We start from the raw sequence: 22285 nt of genomic DNA on the forward strand, positions 1-22285 counted from the left end.
ACGACCGCGCCGGCGTCGATTCTCTCAGATCCGGCCCCGCGCGTCACCGGCCGCCGATTCGCGGGGCCGCAGCGCGTAGATGCACTCCGCGACCGGCCCCGCCTCGGCGAACTTCGGCGGCACGGCGGCGCCCTCGTGGCGCGCGAGCGGCTCGACGCGCAGCTCCGCGCCGAAGAGCCGCTCGACCTCGGCGGCCGGCACCGAGAAGGGCGGCCCGGCCACCCGTTCCTGGTCGTACTCGAGCGTGACGAGGAGCGTCGGTGCGCGGCCTCCGAGCAGCGCGCGCAGGTGCGCCGCATAGCGGACGCGCAGCGCGGGCGGGAGCGCGATCAGCGCGGCGCGGTCGTAGACGGCCGCGCAGGCGGCGACGTCCTCCCGCGCGAGCGCGAAGAAATCGCCCGTGAAGATGCGTACGCGGCCGGCCTCGAGCCACGGGAGCGAGACGCCGCGCCCCGCGTGTGGCGCGACGCCGCCTTCGGCGAAGAAGGCGCGCGCCGCCTGCTCGGCGAGCTCGACGCCGACGACGCGGTGGCCGCGATCGGCGAGCCACTGCAGGTCGCGCGACTTGCCGCAGAGCGGCACGAGCACCGTCGCGTCGGTGGGAACGCCTAACGAGCTCCAGTGTGCGACGAGCAGCGGGTTCGCTTCGGGGAGGTGGAAGCCCAGCTGCTGCGTGCGCCAGCGCTCGAGCCAGAACTCCGGGTCCACGCGCAGATCCCTCCGGTGGCGTCAGGCGCGCGGGGGGCGCCGGTACGGCGACGCCTCGCGCAGACCGTCGCGGAACTGCGGGTGCGCGATCGCGGCGAGCGCGTCGGCGCGCTCGCGCACCGTCTTCCCGGCGAGCTCGGCCGCCCCCCACTCGGTGATCACGACGTCCACCTGGTGGCGCGGCGACGTCACCGTCGTGCCCGCGGCGAAGCGGTCGACGATGCGCGAGACGAGCTCGCCGTCGACGGTCGCCGTCGACGGCAGGCACACGAGCGAGTGTCCGCCCGGCGACATGCTCGCGCCCGACGTGAAGTCCTCGTGTCCGCCCACGCCCGAGAACTGGCGCGCGCCGATCGTGTCGGCGGCGACCTGCCCCGCGAGATCGACCGCGAGCGCGCCGTTGATCGAGATCATGCGCTCGTTCCGAGCGATGACCTCGGGCGAGTTCGTCACCTCGACGGGCAGGAAGCGCACGGCCGGGTTGTCGTGCAGCCAGGCGTAGAGCTCGCGCGTGCCGGCCGCGAACGTCGCCACCGAGAACGGCCCGAGCAGGCCGTGCGCGTCGTCGATCTTGCCCGCCGCGTGCAGGTGCATGAGCCCCGTCGTGAACATCTCGGTGTGGATGCCGAAGGGGCCGCGGTCGCCCTTCGCGAGCGCTTGCGCGACGAGGTCGGGCACGCCGCCGATGCCCGTCTGCAGCACGGCCCCGTCCTCGACGTAGCCGAGCGCGTGCGCGGCGATGCGGCGCTCGACGTCGGTCGGCTCCGACGACGCGATCGTGAACGGCGCGCGGTCGACCTCGATCAGCACGTCGATCTCGTCGAGCGGGATCGCGTGCGGGTGGTCGGGCCGCACGCCGTGCGTGCTCGGGAGCTGCGCGTTCACCTCGACGACGAGCAGCCGCTCGGGGTCGCGCCCGGCGCGCCGCAGCTCGTCGACGAAGCCTCCCGCGTGGAGCGAGAGCGACACCTCGCCCGGCCGCAGCCCGGGCGCCGCCGCGGTCGCGAGCACGCGCGGCGCGAACCGGCGCGCGAGCGGGCCGTAGCGCCGGAAGTCCGAGGGCACGAACTCGACGTCGTGGCCGGCCGCCTCGAAGGCGCGCTCGGCCGGGCCGTGGAAGCCGCTGCGCGTGCGCACGCCCTTGCGCGTCACGAGCGGGAAGGGCGCGATCAGCAGCGACGAGAGGAACAGCAGGTCCTCCCAGTCGTCGCGGCGCCCGAGCGCTTCGAGGAGCGCGGGCGGCTGCGCGGTCGCGACGCCGACGGCGAGCGCGTCGCGCGGCCGGAAGCGGGCCGCGGCCTCGTCGGGGGTCAGGATCTCGGGCGGCATGCGCGCGAAGTATGCCGGCCGCGCGCGCGCGCGGGAAGCGCTAGCCGGCGCTGCAGCGGCCGCGTCCGCCGCCCGCTCCGCCCCCGCGTCCTTCCTCGCACACGGCGCGGATGCGCTCGGCCGGGACGCGCAGCGCGCCGAGCAGGTACGTCTTGAACGCGTCGTCCCACGGCTGGCGCGCGATCGCGAGGGCCATGCAGCGCAGCCACGCGTCGCGATCGTCGGCGTCGATCGGCAGGTGCGCGTGCGCCCGCGGCAGGCGGATCGGGCCGTACCTCTCGGCATAGCGCTTCGGGCCGCCGAGCCAGCCGCACAGGAAGCGCGCGAGCTTGTCGATCGAGACGTCGAGGTCGGAAGGGTGCATGTCGCGGATGCGGCGCGCGAAGTCGCGCGTCGACATCAGCTCGTAGAAGTCGGTGACGAGGGCGCGCAACCCTTCCTCGCCTCCGGCGGCGCGGAAGGACGCGTCCCCGGTTCCGTAGGGGCGATCGTTCGCGTCGGGGCTCGCGGACAAGGCGTCGTCTCCCGTTCGGATCGTTGGGCGCGCCGCGAGCATCGCCTACGCTCGCGCGCCCCGCGACCGGCGGGCTTCGACGAGGAGACGAACGTGGGCACGACGACGGCGGCAGCGCAGACGGGTTCGGGATCGCGGAGCGACGCCCCGGGCGAGCCCGACTACCGCGACGCGATCGGCCTCGGCGTCGCGGGCAACTTCGCGGGGCACCTCGAGCAGGCGGGCGAGGCGGCCGACTTCGCGTCGCTCGCGCCGCGGCCGGTCGACGCGCCGAAGGGGCTGTTTCCGTTCTACGTGCCGCCCGGCCCCGGCGCGGGTGCGCACTTCCTCCACACCTATCCCGTGTCGTCGACGACGCTGCGCCTCGCGCCTGGCGGCGAGAAACACCAGATCGAGCCCGAAGTCGCGCTCCTGTGCGACCTCGCGTACGACGACGGCGGGCGCGTGCACAGCGTCGTGCCGCGCTTCGCGATGGCGCACGACGACTGCTCGATCCGCCGCCCGGGCGCGAAGAAGATCAGCGAGAAGAAGAACTGGGGCGCGCAGAGCAAGGGCACGGCGCGCGGCGCGATCGCGATCGACCGCTTCGAGTCGGGCGGCGTGCTCGACCGCTACCGCCTCGCGTCCTTCCTCGTCCGCGACGGCGCGGTGCACGAGTACGGCGTCGACAGCCCCGTCACGAGCTACAGCTACTTCTACGGCCGCCTCGTCGACTGGCTCGTCGACCGCATGCGCGCGCAGGCGGACGAGGGGCCGCTCGAGGACGTGCCGCGCTGGATCGCCACCGCCGGCGCACCGCGCCGCGCGCTCATCAGCATCGGCGCGACGCGCTACACGGAGCTCGGCGAGCACACGTTCCTCGAGGCCGGCGACCGCGCCGTCGTCGCGCTCTACGACGCTTCGCGGTACGACGCGGCGGGCGTGCGCGCGCTCGCGGCCGCGCCACCGCCGACCGCTCCCGACGGCGTGTCGCTGCTCGACCAGCTCGTCGTCGCCGCGGCGCCGCAGTGAGCCGCGCGCGCGGCTCGCACGCGGCGGGCCGCGCAGCCGGCTCGCACGCGGCCCGCCGCGCCCGCGCCTTCGCGGAGTAGGATCGGCGCATGTCACACGCTCCCGTCTCGCGCGAAGCGGCGGCGCGCATCCGCGCGTCGCTCGACCACCCCGTCGTCGACGCCGACGGCCACCTCGTCGAGTACTGGCCGGAGCTCGATCGCCGCCTCCGCCGGGAAGGTGTGGACGGCGGCATGGCGACGCTGCTCGCGACCGCGACGTTCGACGGCTCGCGTTCGTGGGCCTCGCTCACGCCGGCCGAGCGCGCGCGCGAGCGCGCCTATCGTTCGCCCTGGTGGGGGTTCCCGAACGACGCGCGCGATCTCGCCACCGCGACCGCACCGCGTCTGCTGCACGCGCGCCTCGACGAGCTCGGGATCGACTTCGCCCTCTGCTATCCGAGCGTCGGCCTGCAGATGCCCGCGCAGCGCGACGAACGGCTCCGCCGGCTCGGCTGCCGCGCCTACAACCGCTATGCGAAGGACGTCTGCGACGGGCTCGGCGATCGACTGCGCGCCGTCGCGATCGTCCCGACGTGGAGCCCCGAGGAGGCCGTCGAGGAGCTCGAGCACGCCGTCCTCGAGCTCGGTTTCCGCGCGGTCGTGATCGGCGGCTTCGTGCCCCGCCCCTTCGACGACGGAGGCGAGCGCGCGTTCTGGATCGACGCGCTCGGTCTCGACAGCGCGCACGACTACGACCCGCTCTGGAAGCGGCTCGTCGAGCTCGGCATCGCGCCGAGCGTGCACTCGGGCTCGATGGGCTGGAGCGGCCGGCGCTCGACCTCGAACTTCTCCTACAACCACATGGGCAACTTCGCGGGCGCGTGCGAGGCGACGGCGAAGTCGCTCTTCTTCGGCGGCGTGCTGCACCGCTTCCCGGCGCTCCGCGTCGCCTTCCTCGAGGGCGGTGCGGGCTGGGCCGTGCAGATGCTCGTGAGCCTCGTCGAGCACTTCGAGAAGCGCGGCGTCGAGGGGCTCCGCGAGCGCGACCCGGCCGGCATCGACGCCGCGCTCTTCGACGAGCTCGTCGCGGCGCACGCGGCCGGGATGTCGACCGTCGCGGGCTGGGGCGAGACGATGAAGCGCGTCCTCGGAACGCCCGACGTCGTCGACGACTTCGCCGCCGCCGGCATCGCGAGCGAGGACGACATCGTCCGGCAGGTCTCGCAGCAGTGCTTCTTCGGCTGCGAGGCCGACGACCCGCTCGCGGGCGTCGCGTTCGACGCGCGGCGCCTTCCGGGCGGCCGGCCGCTCAACGCGATGTTCTCGTCGGACATCGGGCACTGGGACGTGGCGCACATGCACGAGGTCGTCCCCGAGGCGTGGGAGCACGTCGAGCGGGGCTGGATGGATCGCGACGCGTTCCGCGCCTTCATGGCCGACCACGCGATCCGCCTGTACGGAGAGGCGAGCCCCTCGTTCTTCGAGGGCACGCGCATCGAGGGCCACGCACGGGCGGTCCTCGCCCGACGGTGAGCCGGCGGGACCGCGCCCGCTTCGTCGACGTCGTCGGTCGCGCACCCCGCTTCGCGAGGACGCTTCGAGCCCGCGCGTCTCGTTAGGCGACGGGTGCGCGGCGCGCGGTGTCGCGCGCCGCGCGTCGCCGTTCGCGCGCGCGCCGCGCGGCGACCCAGGCGGGGAGGAGGAAGAGGAGGTCGACGCCGCCGAGTCCACAGGCGCGGTTGTGCTCGTGGAGGTGGGCGGGGTCGCCGAGGCACGAGGCGTCGGGCGCGCCGAGTCCGGGGTGGCCGGCGCCGAGTGCGGAGAGGCCGCCGTCGAAGTCGAGGGAGCCGTCGCCGTCGTCGTCGATGCCGTTCTGGCAGACGGGGCTCTCGGTGAGGGCGGCGGGGTCGGCGCATCCGGGGTCGGATCCGAAGTCGACGAGTCCGTCGCCGTCGTCGTCGACGCCGTTGTCGCAGGGAAGGGCGGGCTCGGTCTCGTCGGTGTCGGCGGCGGAGGTGCATCCGGGGTCGGATCCGAAGTCGACGAGTCCGTCGCCGTCGTCGTCGATGCCGTTGGCGCAGGCGGCGCCGACGGTGACGGTGACGGTGTCGGAGACGGGAGTCGCGGCGAAGGCGGTGAGGCGCAGGACGTAGGAGCCGGGCGCGTCGAAGGTGGCGGTGGCGGTGGGGCTCTCGTCGTCGTCGAAGGCGACGTTGCCGGGCCCGCTGTCGACCGTCCACTGCACGCGCTCCGGCACGCTGTCCAGGAGCATCGAGTGCGAGTCCGTGCCGGTCAGCGTCGGGCCGATCTGGCGCGTCGCGCCCGTCGTCGTGTCGATGCGGTGCAGCTGCGCGTGGTCGACCCAGAACGGGCCCGTGTCCACGACGATGCGCAGCACGCCGTAGAGCTCGCCGTCGAAGAGCGCGATGTCGTCGAAGAACATCTCGACGATGTCGAGCCCCGCGAAGGCCGGGCCCGGGTCGAACGACAGGAAGACGAGGTCGACGTGGCCGCCCGTCGCCGGGTTGAGCACGTAGATGCGCTGGGTGGCCGCGTCGGCGACCCACAGGAAGCCGGTCGCCGGGTCGCGCACGAGGCCGCGCGCGTCGGACGACGGCAGGCCGCCGAGCGCGAGCGTCCACACGCCGGTCGCGAGGTCGAAGTGCCAGAGGCGGTCGGCGCCGCCCTGCCAGTCGATCGCCCAGAAGCCGTTGCCCGTGCCGTCCTCGCAGAGCGCGCCGAAGCGCGTGTCCCAGCTCGCCATGCCGGCCGGCGCGCCGATCGGCGTCACGAGCGCGGTGGTCTCGTCGAGCGCGTAGAGCCGCTCGTGGAACGTGTCGACGCCGTACGTCGTGCCGAGCCCGTCGCGCACGAGGCCGCTCGGCCAGCCGTACACGAAGCCCGTCACCGGGTCGTGGATCGGTCCGACGCTCGTCACGCCCGTCGCGTCGTCGTAGAAGACGAGGTGGTTCTCGAGCGCGTTGCTCGCGAGGTCGTCGCCGTCGGCGATGAGGAAGGCGAGCGGCGCGAGGCCCGTGACGTCCCCGGCGAGCGGCGTCGGCGCTGCGACGGGCGTCGCGATCGGCGCGCCGGCGTCGACGACGACGGCGGCGCCGGAGGCGCCGGCGACGAGGCCGAGCGCGGCGGAGAGCGCGAATGCGTGGCGGAACCCGGTCGGCGACATGGCGGCGGCTCGACGCGAGGGGGGCGCGGGCACGGGACGCGCGGCTCGCGATGCGCGCGTCTCGCACGATTCCCTCGTGAGTGTCCCTCGCGCGTGCGCAGGTGCCATCGAAAATCGCCGACCCAGCGCTCGCAGGGCGCTCGGCGCCCTCGCGCGCCGGCGCGTTGCCCGTCGTCCGCGCGGCGGCTGCGCGCCGTCGTCCGCGCGGCGGCTGCGCGCCGCCGGCCGCGCGCCGCTGCGCGCCGGGCCGCGCGGGGCCTCCGTCGCGCCGACGCGGCGCGCCGGCGCGCGTCTTCGCCGCCGGGGGCCGCGCAGGGCCCTATGCTCGCGCTCCGCGCGCCGGCCGGCCCGGCGCCCCACCGGAGGGGAGAAGGTCCATGGTCTCGGAGCTGTTCGACGCGGAGCGCTGGCGCGAGGTGCCGGGCTTCGCGTTTCGCGACATCACCTACCACCGCGCCGTCGACCAGGGCACGGTGCGCATCGCCTTCGACCGGCCCGAGGTGCGCAACGCCTTCCGGCCGTCGACCGTCGACGAGCTCTACCGCGCGCTCGACCACGCGCGCATGACGACCGACGTCGGCTGCATCCTCGTGACGGGCAACGGGCCGTCGCCGAAGGACGGCGTGCGCGCGTTCTGCTCGGGCGGCGACCAGCGCATCCGCGGGCGCGACGGCTATCGCTACGCGGAGGGCGAGGACGCGGGCTCGATCGACCCCGGGCGCACCGGGCGCCTGCACATCCTCGAGGTGCAGCGACTCGTGCGCTTCATGCCGAAGGTCGTGATCGCCGTCGTTCCCGGCTTCGCAGTCGGCGGCGGGCACAGCCTGCACGTCACGTGCGACCTCACGATCGCGAGCCGCGAGCACGCCGTCTTCAAGCAGACCGACACCGACGTGGCGAGCTTCGACGGCGGCTTCGGCTCCGCCTACCTCGCGCGCCAGATCGGCCAGAAGCGCGCGCGCGAGGTGTTCTTCCTCGGCGCGAGCTACTCGGCCGAGGAGGCGCACGCGATGGGGATGGTGAACCTCGTCGCGCCGCACGCCGAGCTCGAGCGCACGGCGCTCGCGTGGGCGGCCGAGATCAACACGAAGAGCCCGACCGCGCAGCGCATGGCGAAGTTCGCGATGAACGCCGTCGACGACGGCCTGATCGGGCAGCAGGTGTTCGCCGGCGAGGCGACGCGGCTCGCGTACATGACGGACGAGGCGCAGGAGGGGCGCGACGCGTTCCTCGAGAAGCGCCCGCGCGACTTCTCGCGCTTCCCCTGGCACTACTGAGACGACTGGGCGGCGGCGTGCCCCGTCGGCGCCGCGGCGTGCGCGGGCGGGGCGACGCGCGCGGCCGGCCGGTCGAGCTTCCCGCGCACGCGCGCGAGCAGGGCCGACGGCGCGATCGGCTTCAGCACGAGCGCCTCGTCGGCCAGCTCGTCGCCGTAGTCGTGGAGCCGGTCGACGTGCCCCGACATGTAGAGCACGCGCGTCCCGGGGCGCTCCGCGCGCAGCTCGCGCATCATGCGCGGCCCGCTCATGCTCGGCATCACGACGTCGCTCAGCACGAGGTCGATGCCGCCGGCGAAGGCGCGCGCGACCGCGAGCCCGTGGGCGCCGTCGCGCGCCTCGAGCACGCGGTAGCCCGCGCGGCGGAGCGCCGTGCAGACCGCGGTGCGGACCTCGGCGCGGTCCTCGACGACGAGCACCGTCTCGTCGCCGCCGGTCGCGGGCGACGCACTCGCGGGCGCGGCGACGGCGACCGCCGCGCTCTCGGTCGCCGCGGGGAGCTCGATCTCGATCGCCGTGCCCTCGCCCGGCGCGCTCTCGACGCGGATCCCCCCGTCCATCTGGCTCACGAGCGAGTAGACGACGTAGAGCCCGAGGCCCGTGCCGCTGTGGCGCTGCTTCGTGGTGAAGAAGGCCTCGAAGGCGCGCTCGCGCACCGTCTCGTCCATTCCCACGCCCGTGTCGGCGATGCGCAGCGCGGCCGCGCCGTCGCGCGCGTGCGTCGCGATCTCGAGGCGCCCGCCCGACGGCATCGCGTCGCGCGCGTTGACGGCGAGGTTCACGAGGATCTGCTCGAGGTGGCCGGCATCCGCGTGCACGGCCGGCAGCGCCGCGTCGAGCGCGACCTCGACCTGCACGCTCTCGCCGACGAGCCGCGTCAGGATGCCCTGGATGCCGCGCACGACGTCGTTGAGCTGCACGGTGTCGGGCGTGCTCGCGCTCGGCCGGCTGACGGCGAGCAGCTGGCGCGTGAGACCCTCGCCCTTCGCCGCCGCGCGCAGGATCTCCTCCGCGGCGTCGCGGTCCTCGCCCGTCGGGAGCCGCTCGGCGAGCAGCTCGGCGTAGCTCGCGACCACCATCAGCAGGTTGTTGAAGTCGTGCGCGACGCCGCTCGCGAGCTGCCCGACGGCGTCCATCTTCTGCGACTGCCGCAGCTGCGCCTCGAACTCGTGGCGCAGCGACAGGTCGCGTGCGACGACGATCAGCCGCGGCTCGGCCTCGGCGGCGCGGTACGACGTCATCGCGGGCTCGTACCAGTGCCACGTCCCGTCCTTGGCGCGCAGGCGGACGTCGTTGCCGTGCGAGCTCCCGCCGGTGAGCGCCTCGGCGATGCGCCGCGGGATCTCGTCGTGGTCCTCGGGGTGCACGAAGTCGCTCGCCGGGCGCCCGATCAGCTCCTCGGGACGCCAGCCGAGCGCGCCCGCGTGGACGGGCGTCGCGTAGGCGATGCGGCCGTCGGGATCGAGCTCGAAGAGCAGGTCGGTCGACTGCGCGCCGAGCGCGAGGTGGCGCGCCTCGCTCTCGGCGACCTCGCGCAGGCTCGCGCTGCGCAGGTGGTCGTAGATGACGGCGATGCCGAGCAGGATGAGCTCGAACAGGATGGCCGCGCGGAACGCCGACTCGGCCGCCACCTCGTGCGTCACGACGTACGGGAAGTGGACGCCGCGTCGGCGCGCGAGCTCGACCGTGCACAGGACGGCGACGTTGAGGAACGCGGTCGCGCCGCCGGCGCGCGCGCCGAAGATCATCGTCGCGAGCAGCGGCACGAGGCACAGGTAGAACGCGGCGGCGGTGAGCGTCGCGCCGCTGAGCGCCGTGGTCGTCGCCGCGGCGGCGAAGATGCCGAACGTCAGTGCGCCGCCGACGCGCCGCCAGCGGCCCGAGCGCCGGATGTCGACGATGCCGGCGATCGACAGCACGCCGAGCACGAGGGTCGCGACGCCGGCGACGCGGCTCCCGACCGCGAGCTGCACGGCGGCGATGTAGAACGAGACGACGGCCGAGATCGCGCAGGCGATCAGGACGACGCGCGCGCGGCGCGCGATGTCGACGCCGTCGCGGCGGACCACCTCGGGGAGCGTCAGGTCGAGCAGCCGGTCCACGTTCGCGATCCTACTCCGGCGCGGCCCTTGCCTGGAGGCCCGCGCCGCCGTTCAGAAGAGCACGACCGGGTCGAAGCGCGGGAGCGTCGCGAACGCGACGTCGGGATGCGCGCGCGCCTTCGCTCCGAGGAAGGCGCGCAGCGCGTCGCCGCCCCGCGCGAGGAAGCCGGCGGCGCGCACCTCGCCCGTGAACGGCCCCTCGGCCGGGCCCGCGAGGCTGTCCCAGTGGATCGGGACGACGCGCGACGGCTTCGTTAGGCCGACCGTCTCGCGCCAGAACGCCTCGCGATACGCGTCCGTCTGCGAGCCGAGCCCGCCCACGCCGAGGAAGACGGTGTCGGCGCGGAAGCCCTCGAGGCCGCCCGGGACGAACCCCGCGCTCCCCACCACGAGGAAGGACCCGCGCGGGTGGGCGACGTGCAGCACGTAGGCCTTGCCGACGCGGTAGTCGAAGGCCGACACCGGGGGGACGAGCGGCTCGGTGATGTCCGGCTCGCCGAGCGCGCGCTCGCGGACGGCGGCGTCGGGAAACTCGAAGTGCCGCGACTCGATAGGCGTCACGACGAAGCGGCCGAGCGCGATCGGCTCGCGGTCGGCGACGACGCGGATGCGGTCCTCGGCGAGCCCCGCGCCGCGCCCGATGTTCGCGGTCGATTCGGAGCCGAGGAGCACGGCGCCCGTGCGCTGCGCGACGAGCGGCGCGTCCATCGCGTGGTCGAAGTGCGAGTGGACGGGGAAGACGGCGGCGAGCCGGTCCACCTCGTTGCGCGCGAGCCCGCGCGCGATCGCGTCCGCGTCGGGCGCGATCGTCCCGAAGAAGAGCGCGAGCGCGCCGGGGCGCGTGAACCACCCGTCCGTCATCCAGGTGGTCTCGCCGTCGGAGAAGACGAGCGTCGCCGTTCCCGTGTAGCGGACGGTGACGGCGCCGTCGGGGATCGAGCCGCTGCCCGCGACGGCCCAGGCCGGGTCGACGGGCGGCTCCTCGTAGGTCGTCAGCAGCCGCGCCGCGACGGCGCCGACGCCGAGTGCGACGAGCACCGCGACGAGCGCGATGCGCGAGGCGAGCGATCCCATGTCCCCTCCGCACTCCCCGGTCGGCCGCGGCGGGCGGCCGACCGGCGCGCGGGCCCGCGGCTACGCGATGGTGGCGATCAGCGGCGCGATCAGCAGGCTCACGACGCTCATCACCTTGATGAGGATCGCGACGCCCGGGCCCGACGTGTCCTTGAACGGGTCGCCGACGGTGTCGCCGATGACGGCCGCCTTGTGCGCGTCCGAGCCCTTCTTGTGCCCGGCGAGCCGCCCGGCCTCGATGTACTTCTTCGCGTTGTCCCACGCGCCGCCCGCGTTCGCCATGAAGAGCGAGAGCGAAGCGCCGACCGCGACCGCGCCGGCGAGCATGCCCGCGAGCGCCGCCGGCCCGAGCACGAAGCCGATGCCGACCGGCGCCGCGATCGCGATCGTGCCGGGCAGGATCATCTGCACGAGCGCCGCCTTCGTCGCGATGTCGACGATCGCCGCGCCCTGCGGCTCGGCCTTGCCCTCGCGCAGGCCGGGGATCTCGTTGAACTGCCGGATGATCTCCTCGATGATCGACTGCGCGGCCTTGCCGACCGCGATCATCGTCGAGGCGCCGACCGCGTACGGGAGGCACGCGCCGAGCAGCAGGCCGATGAGGATCGGCGCGTCGTCGAGCCGCAGCACGAGCGCGCCCATCCCGGACGCCTCGCGCACGTGGTTCACCTCGAGGATGAACGCCGAGAAGAGGCTCAGCACCGTCAGCGTCGCCGAGCCGATCGCGAAGCCCTTGCCGATGGCGGCCGTCGTGTTGCCCACGGCGTCGAGCTCGTCGGTGATCGCGCGGACCTCGGGGCCGAGCTCGCTCATCTCGCTGATGCCGCCCGCGTTGTCGGCGATCGGGCCATAGGCGTCGACCGTCATCACGATCGCCGTGCCCGCGAGCATGCCGACCGCGCTCATCGCGATGCCGTAGAGGCCCATGCCCTCCGGCATCGCCGCGTTCGCGACGAAGCCGACGACCGCGACGACGAACATCGAGACGACCGTGCTCTCCATGCCGACCGCGAGGCCCGAGATGACGCCCGTGCCCGCGCCCGTCGTGTTCGCCTGGGCGACGCGCTCGATCGGGCCCCAGGCCGTGTAGATCTCGGTGATCAGGCCGATGGCCGCGCCGCCGATCGCACCGGCGCCGAGCGCGTAGGTGACGGACTGCGAGACGCCGAGCATCGGCAGGAGCACCGCCGCCACGACGACGAGCACGATCGAGGGCACGATCAGCGCCGCGCGGAGCACGACGGCCGGCGTTCCCTGGCGCATCGCGCGCGCGATGAAGATGCACACGATCGAGACGAGCAGGCCGACGCCCGCGAGGAACACGGGCAGCGTCACGGCCATGAAGCGCGGGTCGATGTCGCCCGCGAGGTTCGTGAAGAGGCCCTGCACGTAGTGCGGCTGCGCGGTGAGCGCGATCGCCATCGCCGCGACGATCGCCGCGACGAGCGACTCGTAGATGTCCGCGCCCATGCCCGCGACGTCGCCCACGTTGTCACCGACGTTGTCGGCGATGCCGCCCGGGTTGCGCGGGTCGTCCTCCGGGATGCCCTCGACCACCTTGCCCGCGATGTCGGCGCCGACGTCGGCCGCCTTCGTGTAGATGCCGCCGCCGATGCGCGCGAACAGCGCGATCGACGAGGCGCCGACCGCGAAGCTGTGCAGCACGGTGCCGAGGTGCGGGTCGGACGCGAACGCGATGTAGAGGCCGCCGAGGCCGATCAGTGCCGTCGCGGCGACGCACAGGCCCATCACCGCGCCGCCGTCGAGCGCCGTCAGCAGCGCGTTCGGCTTCGAGCCCTCGCGCGCCGCCTGGCTCGTGCGCACGTTCGCGAACGTGGCCGACTTCATCCCGATGAAGCCGGAGAGCAGCGACATGCCGGCGCCGAGCACGAAGCAGCCGCCCGCGATCAGCCCCGTCCCCTCGCGGCTGAACGCGAGGAAGAGCAGCGCGAACACGGCCGCCGCGTAGACGGCGAGCACCTTGTACTCGCGCGTCAGGAAGGCCATCGCGCCCTCGCGGATGTAGCGCGCGATCATGTTCATGGTGTCCGTGCCCTCGGGCAGGGACTTCACGCGGAAATAGAAGAAGGCGGCGACGACGAGGCCGAGCGCACCCGCCCCGAGCGAAACCATGGTGAGTTGACCGATCACGCCGTCCATCGTCGATTCCATCCTTCTTGGGAGCGAGCGCAGCGGGCCGCGATGCGCTCGTGTTGTGTGCTCGTCTTCGCGCACGCCGGCACGGCCGGCGGTCGCGCAGGGATCTGCACGTGCACGCGCGGCGGCACGGCGGCCGGCGGTGCGGGGTCGAGAGTGCGGGCTGGCGTCGAAGCGCCCTTCCGGCGTCCCGCCCCTGGCGGGGCGGCCTTCCCGGGCCGGTGATGTAGCGACTCCGGCGCCCCGGGGAAAGCTGCCGGATGGGGATTTTCGAGGCGCGGCGCGGCCCGCGCGGGCGGCCGGGGGCCCGGAGCCGCGCGACGCGCGGCCGACGGCGGGCCGGCCGGCCGGCCCGCGGCGCCCCAACGTCCCGGCGCCCGCCGAAGGTGCGTGCGGCGGCGCGGCCGACGCTGGGTCGGCGGCGCCGGCGCCGAGGACCCGCAGCGTCTCGAAGGGCATCTCGACGCCCGCGGCGCGCAGCGCCTCGAAGGCGCTCTCGCGCAGGGCGAAGCGCTGCGCGATGTGGTCGGCCTCGTCGTCGATCCAGACCTGGAGCTCGAGGTCCACACGGTAGTCGCCGAGCGCGCGGACGACGACGCGCGGCGGCGGGTCCGCGATCGCGCCGGCGTGCGCGCGCGCGGCGCCGAGCAGCACGTCGCGCGCCCGGCCGAGGCTCTCGCCGACGCCGATCGACACGGGCACGTCGAGGCGCAGGTGCGGGAAGTTCGTGTAGGACGCGACGGTGCTGTTCACGATCGTCGAGTTCGGGATGGCGAGCATCTTGCCGTCGGGCGTGACGAGCCGCGTCGAGCGCATCGTGATGTGCTCGACGCGTCCGTAGAAGCCGCCGACCTCGACGAGGTCGCCGATCACGAACGGCCGGTCCCAGAAGATGAAGATCCCGGAGATCACGTTCGAGAGCGCGTCGCGCGCCGCGAAGCCGATCGTGAGCCCGGCGACGCCGAGGCTCGCGAGCACCGACGTCATGTCGACGCCGAGCGCGCCGAGCGCGGTGATCGCGCCGAGCAGCAGCACGGCGTACTGCAGCACGGCGAGCACGAACGTCTGCGCGGTGCGGTCGACGTGCGCGCGCGTCATCAGCGACGTCGCGACGCGGCGCGCGATGCGCCACGCGAGCACGAACACGAAGAAGGTGAGCGCGGCGACGGCGAGATCGGGCAGGAAGCCGACGAGTGCGCGGCGCACGACCTCGGGGTCGAACGTGGCGGCGAGGCGGTCGAGGATTTCGTGCACGGGCGACGCTCCTCCGGCTCCGGCGGCCCCGTTCGCTCCGGCGCTCCAGCGCTCCTGCGCTCCGCCGCGCCTAGCGGATCGCGCCGCTCGCGCGCAGCGCGGCGATGCGCGCGTCGTCGACGCCGAGCTCGCGCAGCACCTCGTCGGTGTGCTCGCCCTGGCGGGGCGCGTGGCGCGCGATCGACGCGGGCGTGCGCTCGAGCCCGATCGCGGGCTTGAGGTAGCGCACCGGGCCGAAGCGCGGGTCGTCCTGCTCGGTCACCGTGCCCCGGTGGCGCACGTGCGCGTCGGCGAGGAACGCGTCGACGTCGTTCACGGGCGCGAACGGCGCGCCCTCCTCGCGCGCGCGCGCGACGAAGTCGGCGGTCGCGTGCCGCCGGATCTCGTCGGCGAGCACGGCTGCGAGCGCGGCGTAGTTCGCGAAGCGCTCCGCGCGCTTCGCGAAGCGCGGGTCGGCGGCGACGTCGGGCCGCCCGAGCGCGCGGCACAGCGCGGCGAGCTGCGCGTCCTCGATCACGACGCCGACGACGTGGCCGTCCGCCGTCTCCCACGCGCGGAAGTAGCTCGACGCGACGCTCGCGTCGCCGGCGAGCGGGGGGAACGAGCGCGACATCATCGCGTCGGGCAGCGCGAACGCGGCGTAGGCGTCGATCATCGCGACCTCGACGCGCTGCCCGCGCCGCGCTGGGTCGCGCTCGCGCGCGAGCAGCGCGGCGAGCACGCCCGACACCGCGGTGAGCGCCGTGCTCTTGTCGGCGACGCTCCCCTGCACGAGCGCGGGCGGGCCGTCGCCGCCCTGCTCGGGCATCAGGCCGACGAGCCCCTGCATCACCATGTCGTAGGCGGGCAGGCCGGCGTACGGGCCGTCCGCCCCGAAGCCGTTGATCGAGAGGTAGACGAGCGCGGGGTTGCGCGCGCGCAGCGCGTCCCAGCCGAGCCCGAGTCGCTCCATCACGCCCGGCCGGAAGTTCTCGGCGACGACGTCCACCGCCGCGGCGAGCTCGCGCACGAGCGCGCACCCCTCTTCGCTCTTCAGGTCGACGACGATGCTGCGCTTGTTGCGGTTGAGCTGGGCGACGAAGCCCGAGAAGCCGGGCTCGCGGAACGGGCCGCCGCTGTAGCGCGCGGGGTCGCCGGCCGGCGCCTCGACCTTGATCACGTCGGCGCCGAGGTCGCCGAGCGCCTGCGTGCAGAGCGGTCCCGAGATCACCGACGTGAGGTCGAGCACGCGCAGGCCCGCGCACGGGCCCGGCGCGACGCGGGAAGGGGCGCCGCTCACGCGCGCGCCGGCGTGCGCGCGGGCGACCGCGTCGCATCCTCGCGCACGGCGAGTGCGAGCTTCCCGCGCACGCGGTTCGCGACGAGCCGCTCGAGCGCGTCGGGGAGCGCCTCGAACGCGACGAGCTCGTCGACCGCGACGCCGACGCGCCCCTCGCGCCACCAGCCGACGAGGCGCTCCTGCGCGGCGCGCTTGAAGGCCACGTCGTAGCCGCTCGGCATCACGCCGAGCACCGAGTAGTTGCGGTTCACGAGGTGCGCGGTGTCGACGGTGCCCCAGCTGCCGCTCGCGAACCCGACGGCGAGCAGCCGCCCCTCGTGCGCGATGCAGCGCGTCGCGGCGCGGAAGGCGTCGCCGCCGACGGGGTCGTAGACGACGTCGGCGCCGCGCCCGTCCGTGAGCGCCTGCACGACCTTCGCGACGTCCTCCGCGCGGTGGTCGACGACGTCGTGCGCGCCCTGCTCGGCGCAGTAGCGCGCCTTCTCCGGCCCGCCCGCCGCCGCGATCACGCGCGCGCCGAGCGCGCGGCCGACCTGCACGGCGGCCGAGCCCGTGCCGCCCGACGCGCCGAGCACGAGCAGCGTCTCGCCCTTCGCGAGGCGCGCGCGCTGCACGAGCCCGATGTACGCCGTGTGGAGCGGGATCAGGAAGCACGCGGCCTCGGCGTCGCTCATGTCGTCGGGCACGGGCAGGCAGAAGTCGGCGAGCCCGAGGCACCGCTCGGCGAAGCTCCCGTGGCCGGTGAAGAAGCTCGTCACCGCCATCACGCGCTCGCCGACGCGCAGGCCCTCCGCGCCCGGCCCGAGCGCCGCGATGCGGCCCGCGACCTCCTGCCCCTGCGTGAACGGGAGCGGCGGCGTCAGCGCATAACGAGCCTCGCACATGAGCGCGTCGGGCAGGCCGATGCCGGCGGCCGCGACGTCGACGAGCACCGTGCCCTCGCGCGGCGCGGGAACGGGCGCGTCGCCGCGCAGGGCGAGCGCCTCGCGCGGCGTTCCCGCCCGCACCGTCTGCCACGCGCGCATCGTCTCGCCCATTCCGAGCGCTCCTCTTCGAGCCGCGCGCCGCGCCGCGCGCGCGCCGCGCCGGGACACGGTCAGGGAACCAGCACGACCTTGCCGCGCGCGCGCCGGTCGCGCAGCGACGCGAGCGCCTCGGCGGCGCGCGCGAGCGGGTAGCGCTCGGACACGTACGGCGCGAGCCGCCCGTCGGCGACCATCTCCATGAGCTCGCGCTGCAGGGCCGCGGCCGTCTCGGGCTCGCGCGCCGCCATCGCGCCGAAGAAGACACCGACGATCTGGCAGCTCTTGAGCAGCGTGAGGTTGAGCGGGATGCGCGGGATGCCCGCGGTGAAGCCGATCACGAGGTAGCGGCCGCCCCAGCCCGTCGCGCGCAGCACGGGCTCGGCGTAGTCGCCGCCGATCGCGTCGTACACGACGTCGGCGCCCGCGCCGCCGGTGAGCTCCTTGATGCGCGCCTTGAGATCGTCGTCGGTCGCGATCGCGACGTCGGCGCCGCGCTCGAGACAGAGCGCGCGCTTCTCCTCGCTCGACGCGACCGCGACGACGCGCGCGCCGAGCACCTTGCCGAGCTCGACCGCCGCGAGCCCGACGTTGCCCGCGGCGCCGAGCACGACGAGCGTCTCGCCCGCGCGCAGCGCGCCGCGGTAGCGGAGCGCGTACCAGCCCGTGCCGTACGAGTAGAGGAGGCCCGCGGCCTGCGCGAAGTCGAGGCCCGCGGGCAGCCGGCGCACGCCCGCCGCGCTCGCGCGCACCTTCTCGGCGAAGCCGCCCGTCACGCCGCCCGCGCCGACGACGGCGTCGCCGACGGCGAAGCCCTCGACGCCCTCGCCGACCTCGCACACGACGCCGGCCACCTCGCTCCCGGGCACGAACGGCGGCTTCGCCTTGAACTGGTACTTGTCCTCGATGATCAGGACGTCGGGATAGGTCACCGACGCCGCGCGCATCTCGATCACGAGCTGGCCGGGCCCCGCGTGCGGATCGTCGACGTCCTCGACGACGAGCGATTCCGGCGGCCCGAACTGTCTGCAGACGACGGCTCTCATCCCGCGCTCCCCGCGATCTTCCTTTGTGGCTCCCGAGCGCGCGACGTTATCATGCGCGCGCTCGACGCCACGAGCCGAACGAACGGAGAAGGGGGGAGCCGTGCGATCGATCGTCGGAGTCCTCGCGGCCGCGGCGCTGCTCGCGCCGGCCGCGCGAGCGCAGCACGCCCCGTTCCAGGCGTTCTTCGCGACGGTGTGCGCGGGCAGCCCGGGCGGCAGCCTGGCGACGCGCTGCGGCGAGACGCCGGGCGGTGCGGGCGACCTGTCCGGCGACAGTGAGCTCTCGCTCAACCCGAACCAGTCGCTCGCCGCGCACGACGCGTCGCAGGCGCGCGTGCGCCAGCTGAGCCAGGACATCGAGGAGCGGCTCGCGGCGCGGCGCGCCGACGAGGGCGCGAGCCTCGCCACGCCGATCGGCTTCATCCTGAACGGCCGCTACACGCGCAGCGAGCGCGACCGCAGCTTCGACGGCAGCCCGCTCCAGCCCGAGCCGCTGCAGCGCGAGCGCGGCTACACGGCGAACGAGGGGAGCGTGCAGGTCGGTGCGGACCTCCGCGTCGGCGAGGGCGCGGTGATCGGCGCGCTCTTCGCCTACTCGCGCAGCGAGGCCGAGTTCGACCCCGATCGCTCGACCGCGCCGAGCTTCGTGCCGGCGTCGACCTCGGGCGAGGCCGAGACCGACAGCTACTTCCTCACCGCCTTCGGCTCGCTCGACCTCGGCATGGGCTTCTGGGTCGACGGCAGCCTCGGCGGCGGCATCACGCGCCACACGCTCACGCGCCGCGCGGTCTTCCAGGAGACGACGCGCACCATCGCGCAGACGCTCGGCGTGCTCGAGGGCGACACGGACGGCTACGAGCTCTCCGCGACGGCGGGCGCGGGCTACGACCGCCAGGACGGCGCGCTCTCGTACGGCCCCTACCTGCGCGTGCGCTACGTGAACACGACGCTCGATGGCTATGCGGAGGACGACCCCGCGTCCTCGGGGCTCGCGATGCGCTACGACGAGGAGACGCAGCACTCGGCCGTCGGCGTCGTCGGCCTGCGCGCGAGCTATGCGCTCAGCACCGGCATCGGCGTCGTCGTCCCGTCCGTGCGCGTCGAGTGGGAGCACGAGTACGCGCGCAATGCGTTCACGACGCACCAGTCGTTCAACCGCGACGGCTTCGCGAACGACTACGCGCTGCGCGGCGACGCGCCCGACCGCGACTACGCGAACGTCGGCGCGGGCGTGACCGCGGTGCTACCGGGCGGGTGGATGGCCTTCGCCGAGTACGAGGGCCTCTTCGGCTACCGCGATCTCGCCCGCCACCGCGCGACCGCCGGCCTGCGCGTCGAGCTGCGCTGAGCCTCCCCGCGGCACGAAGAAGAACTCGCCGGCCTCGTGGCCGGCGAAGCGGATCGGCGCGTACTGCGGCGTCTGCTCGAAGCGCACGTCCTCGGCCGCCCACACGACGCGCGCGGCCAGCTCCTGGTGGATGGCCTGCCCCTCGAGCACCTCTTCGTTGCGCTCGAGCACGTCGAGCAGCGCGCGCGCGAAGATCGAGTGCGCGCCGCCGCCCGCGTCGAGCACGGGCTGGAGGCCGCCCGACGTGAGCGCGGTGCGCGAGCGCTTCCCGAGCATCGCGCGCTGCCAGGCGAGCCGCGCCTGCGGCGTCGACCCGGCCTCGAGCCGCGCGAGCGACGAGCGCGTGAGCGAGCCCGAATAGCACGAGTCGGCGATCACGAGCACGTGCTTCGCCGCCATCGCGTTCAGCACGTCCGTGATCGCGACGTTCGAGATCCAGTTCGCGCTCGAGTCGGGCTCGGCGTCGATCGGCAGCCAGTGGCCGCGCATGTTGGCGCGGTCGAGCTCGCCGTGGCCGGCGTAGTAGACGACGAGGTTGTCGCGCTCGGTCAGCCGCGCGCGCAGCGCGTTCAGCTTCGACAGGATCTCGTAGCGCGACGCGTCGAGTGCGAGCTCGACCTCGAAGCCGTAGCGATCGGCGAGCACCCGCGCGATCGCGCGCGCGTCCTCGCCGGCCGTCTGCAGCCGCGGCAGGTGGCGATAGGCCTCGTTGCCGATGACGAGCGCGTGATAGGTGCCGAAGTCGAGCGCGGGCCGCGCGGCGGGCGCGCGCGCCGGCGCGCGCGTGGCTTCAGGCGCGCCGAAGCGCAGCTCGCGCTGCGCGCGCTGTCCGCGCTCGTCGATCGCGACGATGCGCACGTCGAGCCCGCCGGGCGGGACGTCGACGCGCGCGCGCACGACGCCGCGCGCCGTCGGCTCGACCTCGCGCTCGTTCACCGTGACGGCGAGCAGCCCGGCCGGCGCGTCGACGCGCGCCACCACGAGGCGCGCGCCCGCGTCGCTCGCCGCCGGCGTCACGGCGACGCCGCGCTGCAGGGGGATCGGCGGATCGATCAGGTGGATCGACGGCCCGGCGAGCTCGACGTCGGCGGGCGCGACGGCCGCGGCCGCCGACGCCGCGCGCTCGCGCTCCTCGGTCGCGGCACCGAGCTCGGTGCGCAGCCGGTCGACCTGCGCGCGCAGCGCGTCGAGCGCGGCGTCGCTCTCGGCGCGCTCGCGCTCGCTGCGCGCGAGCGACGCCTCGCGCTGCGCGAGCTCGGCGCTCGCGCGGGCCGTCTCGGCGCGTGCCCGCTCGACCTGCCGCTCGGCCGACTCGAGCGCGCGGCGTCGCTCCGCGAGCTCGCCGTCCGCGCGCTGCCGGTCGCGCTCGCCCGCGCTCGCCGCGGCGTCGTTCGCCTCCGCGAGCGCGCGGCGCGCCGCGTCGATCGCATCGCGCTCGTTCGCGAGCTCGGCGCGCGCGGCCGCGAGCTCGGCCCGCGCGCGCTCGACCGCGTCGCGCTCCTCGCCGAGCGCGTCCCGGGAACGCGCGAGCTCGGCGCGCTCCCGTTCTTTGGCGCGCGCCAGCTCGGCGCGCTCCCGTTCGTTCGCGCGCGCGCGCTCGGCGCGCTCGGTTGCGTTCGCGCGCGCCAGCTCGGCGCGCTCCTCGGCGATCGCTTCCTTCTCGCGCGCGAGGTCGGCGCGCTCCTCGCGGAGGGCGCGGTCGCGGGCGTCGAGCTCGTCCGCGCGCGCGTCGTCGTCGTCCCGCCGCGCGTCCCGCGCGGCCGCGGCGCGTTCGAGCTCTTCGTCGCGAGTGGCGGCCGCGCGTTCGAGCTCGTCGCGAGCGGCCGCGGCGCGTTCGAGCTCCGCGCGCGCGGCGGCGAGCGCGCGCTCGAGCTCGTCGATGCGGCGCTCGCGCTCGGCGTGGGCGCGCGCGTCCTCGGCGCTCGCGTGCGGCGCCTCGGCGGCGCGGAAGGCGACGCCGTCGTCGCCGAGCCCCGCCGCGCGCGCGTACCAGCGCTGCGCGGCCGCGGGGTCGCGCTCCACGCCGAGTCCGCGCTCGGCCAGGCTCCCGAGGTTGAGCTGCGAAGGGGCGTAGCCCTGCTCGGCCGCGAGCGCGTACCAGTGCGCGGCGGCGCGGTAGTCGGGCGGCAGGCCGAGACCCTTCTCGAAGATCTCGCCGACGTAGTGCTGCGCGGTGGCGTCGCCCTGCTTCGCGAGCGGAAGCCAGACCGCGAGCGCCGACGCCTGGTTCGCGCGCGCGTGCGCGACGTACTCGCCGCCCGCGGCGCGGCAGTCCGCGGCGCTCGTCTTCACGGCGCGGCGCGCGGCGAGATAGGTTACGCGCTGGCCGAGCGCGCGGATCTGCGGCGGGAGCAGGCAGTCGACGACGAGCAGGTCGTCCGCGTCCCCGGGTGCGGCGCCGAGCGGCACCGCCGGGCCGGACGTGCAGGACGGGCCGCTTCCGAAGCCCGCGAGCACGGCGGCGAACACGGCGGGAAGGAGGCGTCGCGGCATGCGCACGACAGTCTACCCAGCCGGCCGCGCGCCATGGCGCGCGGCGGCCGCGGCGCTCCTCGTCGCCGTCGCCGCCGCGAGCGCCGCGCGGGCCGACGTCGAGATCCGGCCCGTGCTCGCGGCGACGTGCGACGGCGCGGCCGCGTCGCTCCCGCCCGCGAGCGGATCCGCGGACGCGTGGGCCGCGCGCGCCGCGGAGCTCGGCGCGGCGCGCTTCGTGATCGACGCTGCGGGCAGTGTCGCCGAGATCGCGCGGCCGGAGGCCGGCGACGCCGCGATCACCATCGTCGCGCTCGTGAATCCGCCCGCGGGCCGGGACTTCCCCGACGAGCAGATGGTCGCGCTCGTGCTGCTCGTCGACGAGCTGCGCGCGCTCGAGGGCGGCGCGTCGCGCGTGCCGCGCGCGGTGTGGGGTGAGGGTGCGTGCGCGCGCCGCTCCGACGCGGTCGCCGCGTTCGACTGGAGCGCCTTCGTCGACCGCCTCGCGCGCATCGCTCCGTAGGCGG

16 protein-coding genes and 1 pseudogene are annotated in these 22285 nt (G+C 75.1%); 5 read left to right on the forward strand and 12 right to left on the reverse strand.

The annotated features are described in order from the left end of the window. Window positions 1-24: 24 nt before the first annotated feature. From R3E88_14390 to R3E88_14400, 3 genes are read right to left on the reverse strand one after another with little or no spacing between them, the layout of a single operon-like run. Window positions 25-708, reverse strand: coding sequence for a thiopurine S-methyltransferase (locus R3E88_14390; protein MEZ4217670.1), 684 nt, complete (start codon window positions 706-708; stop codon window positions 25-27). A gap of 21 nt (window positions 709-729) precedes the next feature. Then, the gene (locus tag R3E88_14395) at window positions 730-2037 is read right to left on the reverse strand and encodes an acetyl-CoA hydrolase/transferase C-terminal domain-containing protein (GenBank protein MEZ4217671.1); all 1308 of its coding nucleotides are present in this window, start codon (window positions 2035-2037) and stop codon (window positions 730-732) included. Between the two features lie 40 nt (window positions 2038-2077). Then, the gene (locus R3E88_14400) at window positions 2078-2551 is read right to left on the reverse strand and encodes a group II truncated hemoglobin (GenBank protein ID MEZ4217672.1); all 474 of its coding nucleotides are present in this window, start codon (window positions 2549-2551) and stop codon (window positions 2078-2080) included. 93 nt (window positions 2552-2644) lie between these two features. On the opposite strand from R3E88_14400, the gene R3E88_14405 reads away from it, so the two are divergent. Both R3E88_14405 and R3E88_14410 read left to right on the forward strand, forming a co-directional pair. Continuing rightward, window positions 2645-3562: a DUF5718 family protein gene (locus R3E88_14405; GenBank protein MEZ4217673.1), complete on the forward strand. Its 918-nt coding sequence runs from the start codon at window positions 2645-2647 to the stop codon at window positions 3560-3562. An 89-nt stretch (window positions 3563-3651) separates the two neighbouring features. Then, window positions 3652-5076, forward strand: coding sequence for an amidohydrolase family protein (locus R3E88_14410; GenBank protein ID MEZ4217674.1), 1425 nt, complete (start codon window positions 3652-3654; stop codon window positions 5074-5076). Between the two features lie 82 nt (window positions 5077-5158). On the opposite strand, the gene R3E88_14415 is transcribed toward R3E88_14410, so the two are convergent. After that, window positions 5159-6727, reverse strand: a complete 1569-nt coding sequence (locus R3E88_14415; GenBank protein ID MEZ4217675.1) for a hypothetical protein — start codon at window positions 6725-6727, stop codon at window positions 5159-5161. Between the two features lie 377 nt (window positions 6728-7104). On the opposite strand from R3E88_14415, the gene R3E88_14420 reads away from it, so the two are divergent. Continuing rightward, window positions 7105-8004, forward strand: coding sequence for a 1,4-dihydroxy-2-naphthoyl-CoA synthase (locus R3E88_14420; protein MEZ4217676.1), 900 nt, complete (start codon window positions 7105-7107; stop codon window positions 8002-8004). Here the strand turns inward: R3E88_14420 and R3E88_14425 are convergent. From R3E88_14425 to R3E88_14455, 7 genes and pseudogenes are all read right to left on the reverse strand, one after another. Then, window positions 7998-10106: an ATP-binding protein gene (locus tag R3E88_14425; GenBank protein MEZ4217677.1), complete on the reverse strand. Its 2109-nt coding sequence runs from the start codon at window positions 10104-10106 to the stop codon at window positions 7998-8000. The two genes, R3E88_14420 and R3E88_14425, sit on opposite strands and share 7 nt — an antisense overlap. Before the next feature lie 51 nt (window positions 10107-10157). Next, window positions 10158-11180, reverse strand: a complete 1023-nt coding sequence (locus tag R3E88_14430) for an MBL fold metallo-hydrolase (GenBank protein MEZ4217678.1) — start codon at window positions 11178-11180, stop codon at window positions 10158-10160. Between the two features lie 60 nt (window positions 11181-11240). Continuing rightward, window positions 11241-13340: a sodium-translocating pyrophosphatase gene (locus R3E88_14435; GenBank protein ID MEZ4217679.1), complete on the reverse strand. Its 2100-nt coding sequence runs from the start codon at window positions 13338-13340 to the stop codon at window positions 11241-11243. Between the two features lie 465 nt (window positions 13341-13805). Continuing rightward, window positions 13806-14435 (reverse strand): annotated as a pseudogene (locus R3E88_14440) (mechanosensitive ion channel family protein). Between the two features lie 226 nt (window positions 14436-14661). Beyond that, a complete protein-coding gene (locus R3E88_14445) occupies window positions 14662-15870 on the reverse strand; it encodes a CoA transferase (GenBank protein MEZ4217680.1) in 1209 nt (402 codons plus the stop codon). After that, on the reverse strand, window positions 15867-16907 hold the full coding sequence (locus R3E88_14450) for an NADPH:quinone oxidoreductase family protein (GenBank protein ID MEZ4217681.1): 1041 nt from the start codon (window positions 16905-16907) through the stop codon (window positions 15867-15869). The genes R3E88_14445 and R3E88_14450 overlap by 4 nt, the downstream gene beginning before the upstream one ends. Before the next feature lie 59 nt (window positions 16908-16966). Beyond that, the gene (locus tag R3E88_14455) at window positions 16967-17938 is read right to left on the reverse strand and encodes an NADPH:quinone oxidoreductase family protein (protein ID MEZ4217682.1); all 972 of its coding nucleotides are present in this window, start codon (window positions 17936-17938) and stop codon (window positions 16967-16969) included. A 100-nt stretch (window positions 17939-18038) separates the two neighbouring features. Between R3E88_14455 and R3E88_14460 the strand changes: the two genes are divergently transcribed. Further along, a complete protein-coding gene (locus tag R3E88_14460) occupies window positions 18039-19286 on the forward strand; it encodes an autotransporter outer membrane beta-barrel domain-containing protein (GenBank protein ID MEZ4217683.1) in 1248 nt (415 codons plus the stop codon). Here the strand turns inward: R3E88_14460 and R3E88_14465 are convergent. Continuing rightward, complete coding sequence (locus R3E88_14465; GenBank protein MEZ4217684.1) at window positions 19182-21779, reverse strand: caspase family protein; 2598 nt, start codon at window positions 21777-21779, stop codon at window positions 19182-19184. The two genes, R3E88_14460 and R3E88_14465, sit on opposite strands and share 105 nt — an antisense overlap. Here R3E88_14465 and R3E88_14470 point away from each other — a divergent pair. After that, window positions 21778-22281 (forward strand): hypothetical protein, encoded by a 504-nt coding sequence (locus tag R3E88_14470; protein MEZ4217685.1) that lies wholly within the window; start codon window positions 21778-21780, stop codon window positions 22279-22281. The genes R3E88_14465 and R3E88_14470 overlap by 2 nt on opposite strands. Window positions 22282-22285: the final 4 nt, after the last annotated feature.

The sequence above is a fragment of the Myxococcota bacterium genome, assembly GCA_041389495.1.
Taxonomy (GTDB): Bacteria; Myxococcota_A; UBA9160; order UBA9160; family UBA4427; genus JAWKRT01.

What these genes read in the sequence shown, in the direction of transcription:
- R3E88_14395 (MEZ4217671.1), bottom strand. Translation starts at nt 2,037, where the DNA reads ATGCCGCCCGAGATCCTGACCCCCGACGAGGCCGCGGCCCGCTTCCGG.
- R3E88_14410 (MEZ4217674.1), top strand. Translation starts at nt 3,652, where the DNA reads ATGTCACACGCTCCCGTCTCGCGCGAAGCGGCGGCGCGCATCCGCGCG.
- R3E88_14415 (MEZ4217675.1), bottom strand. Translation starts at nt 6,727, where the DNA reads ATGTCGCCGACCGGGTTCCGCCACGCATTCGCGCTCTCCGCCGCGCTC.
- R3E88_14420 (MEZ4217676.1), top strand. Translation starts at nt 7,105, where the DNA reads ATGGTCTCGGAGCTGTTCGACGCGGAGCGCTGGCGCGAGGTGCCGGGC.
- R3E88_14430 (MEZ4217678.1), bottom strand. Translation starts at nt 11,180, where the DNA reads ATGGGATCGCTCGCCTCGCGCATCGCGCTCGTCGCGGTGCTCGTCGCA.
- R3E88_14435 (MEZ4217679.1), bottom strand. Translation starts at nt 13,340, where the DNA reads ATGGACGGCGTGATCGGTCAACTCACCATGGTTTCGCTCGGGGCGGGT.
- R3E88_14450 (MEZ4217681.1), bottom strand. Translation starts at nt 16,907, where the DNA reads ATGGGCGAGACGATGCGCGCGTGGCAGACGGTGCGGGCGGGAACGCCG.
- R3E88_14455 (MEZ4217682.1), bottom strand. Translation starts at nt 17,938, where the DNA reads ATGAGAGCCGTCGTCTGCAGACAGTTCGGGCCGCCGGAATCGCTCGTC.
- R3E88_14470 (MEZ4217685.1), top strand. Translation starts at nt 21,778, where the DNA reads ATGCGCACGACAGTCTACCCAGCCGGCCGCGCGCCATGGCGCGCGGCG.
- R3E88_14465 (MEZ4217684.1), bottom strand. Translation starts at nt 21,779, where the DNA reads ATGCCGCGACGCCTCCTTCCCGCCGTGTTCGCCGCCGTGCTCGCGGGC.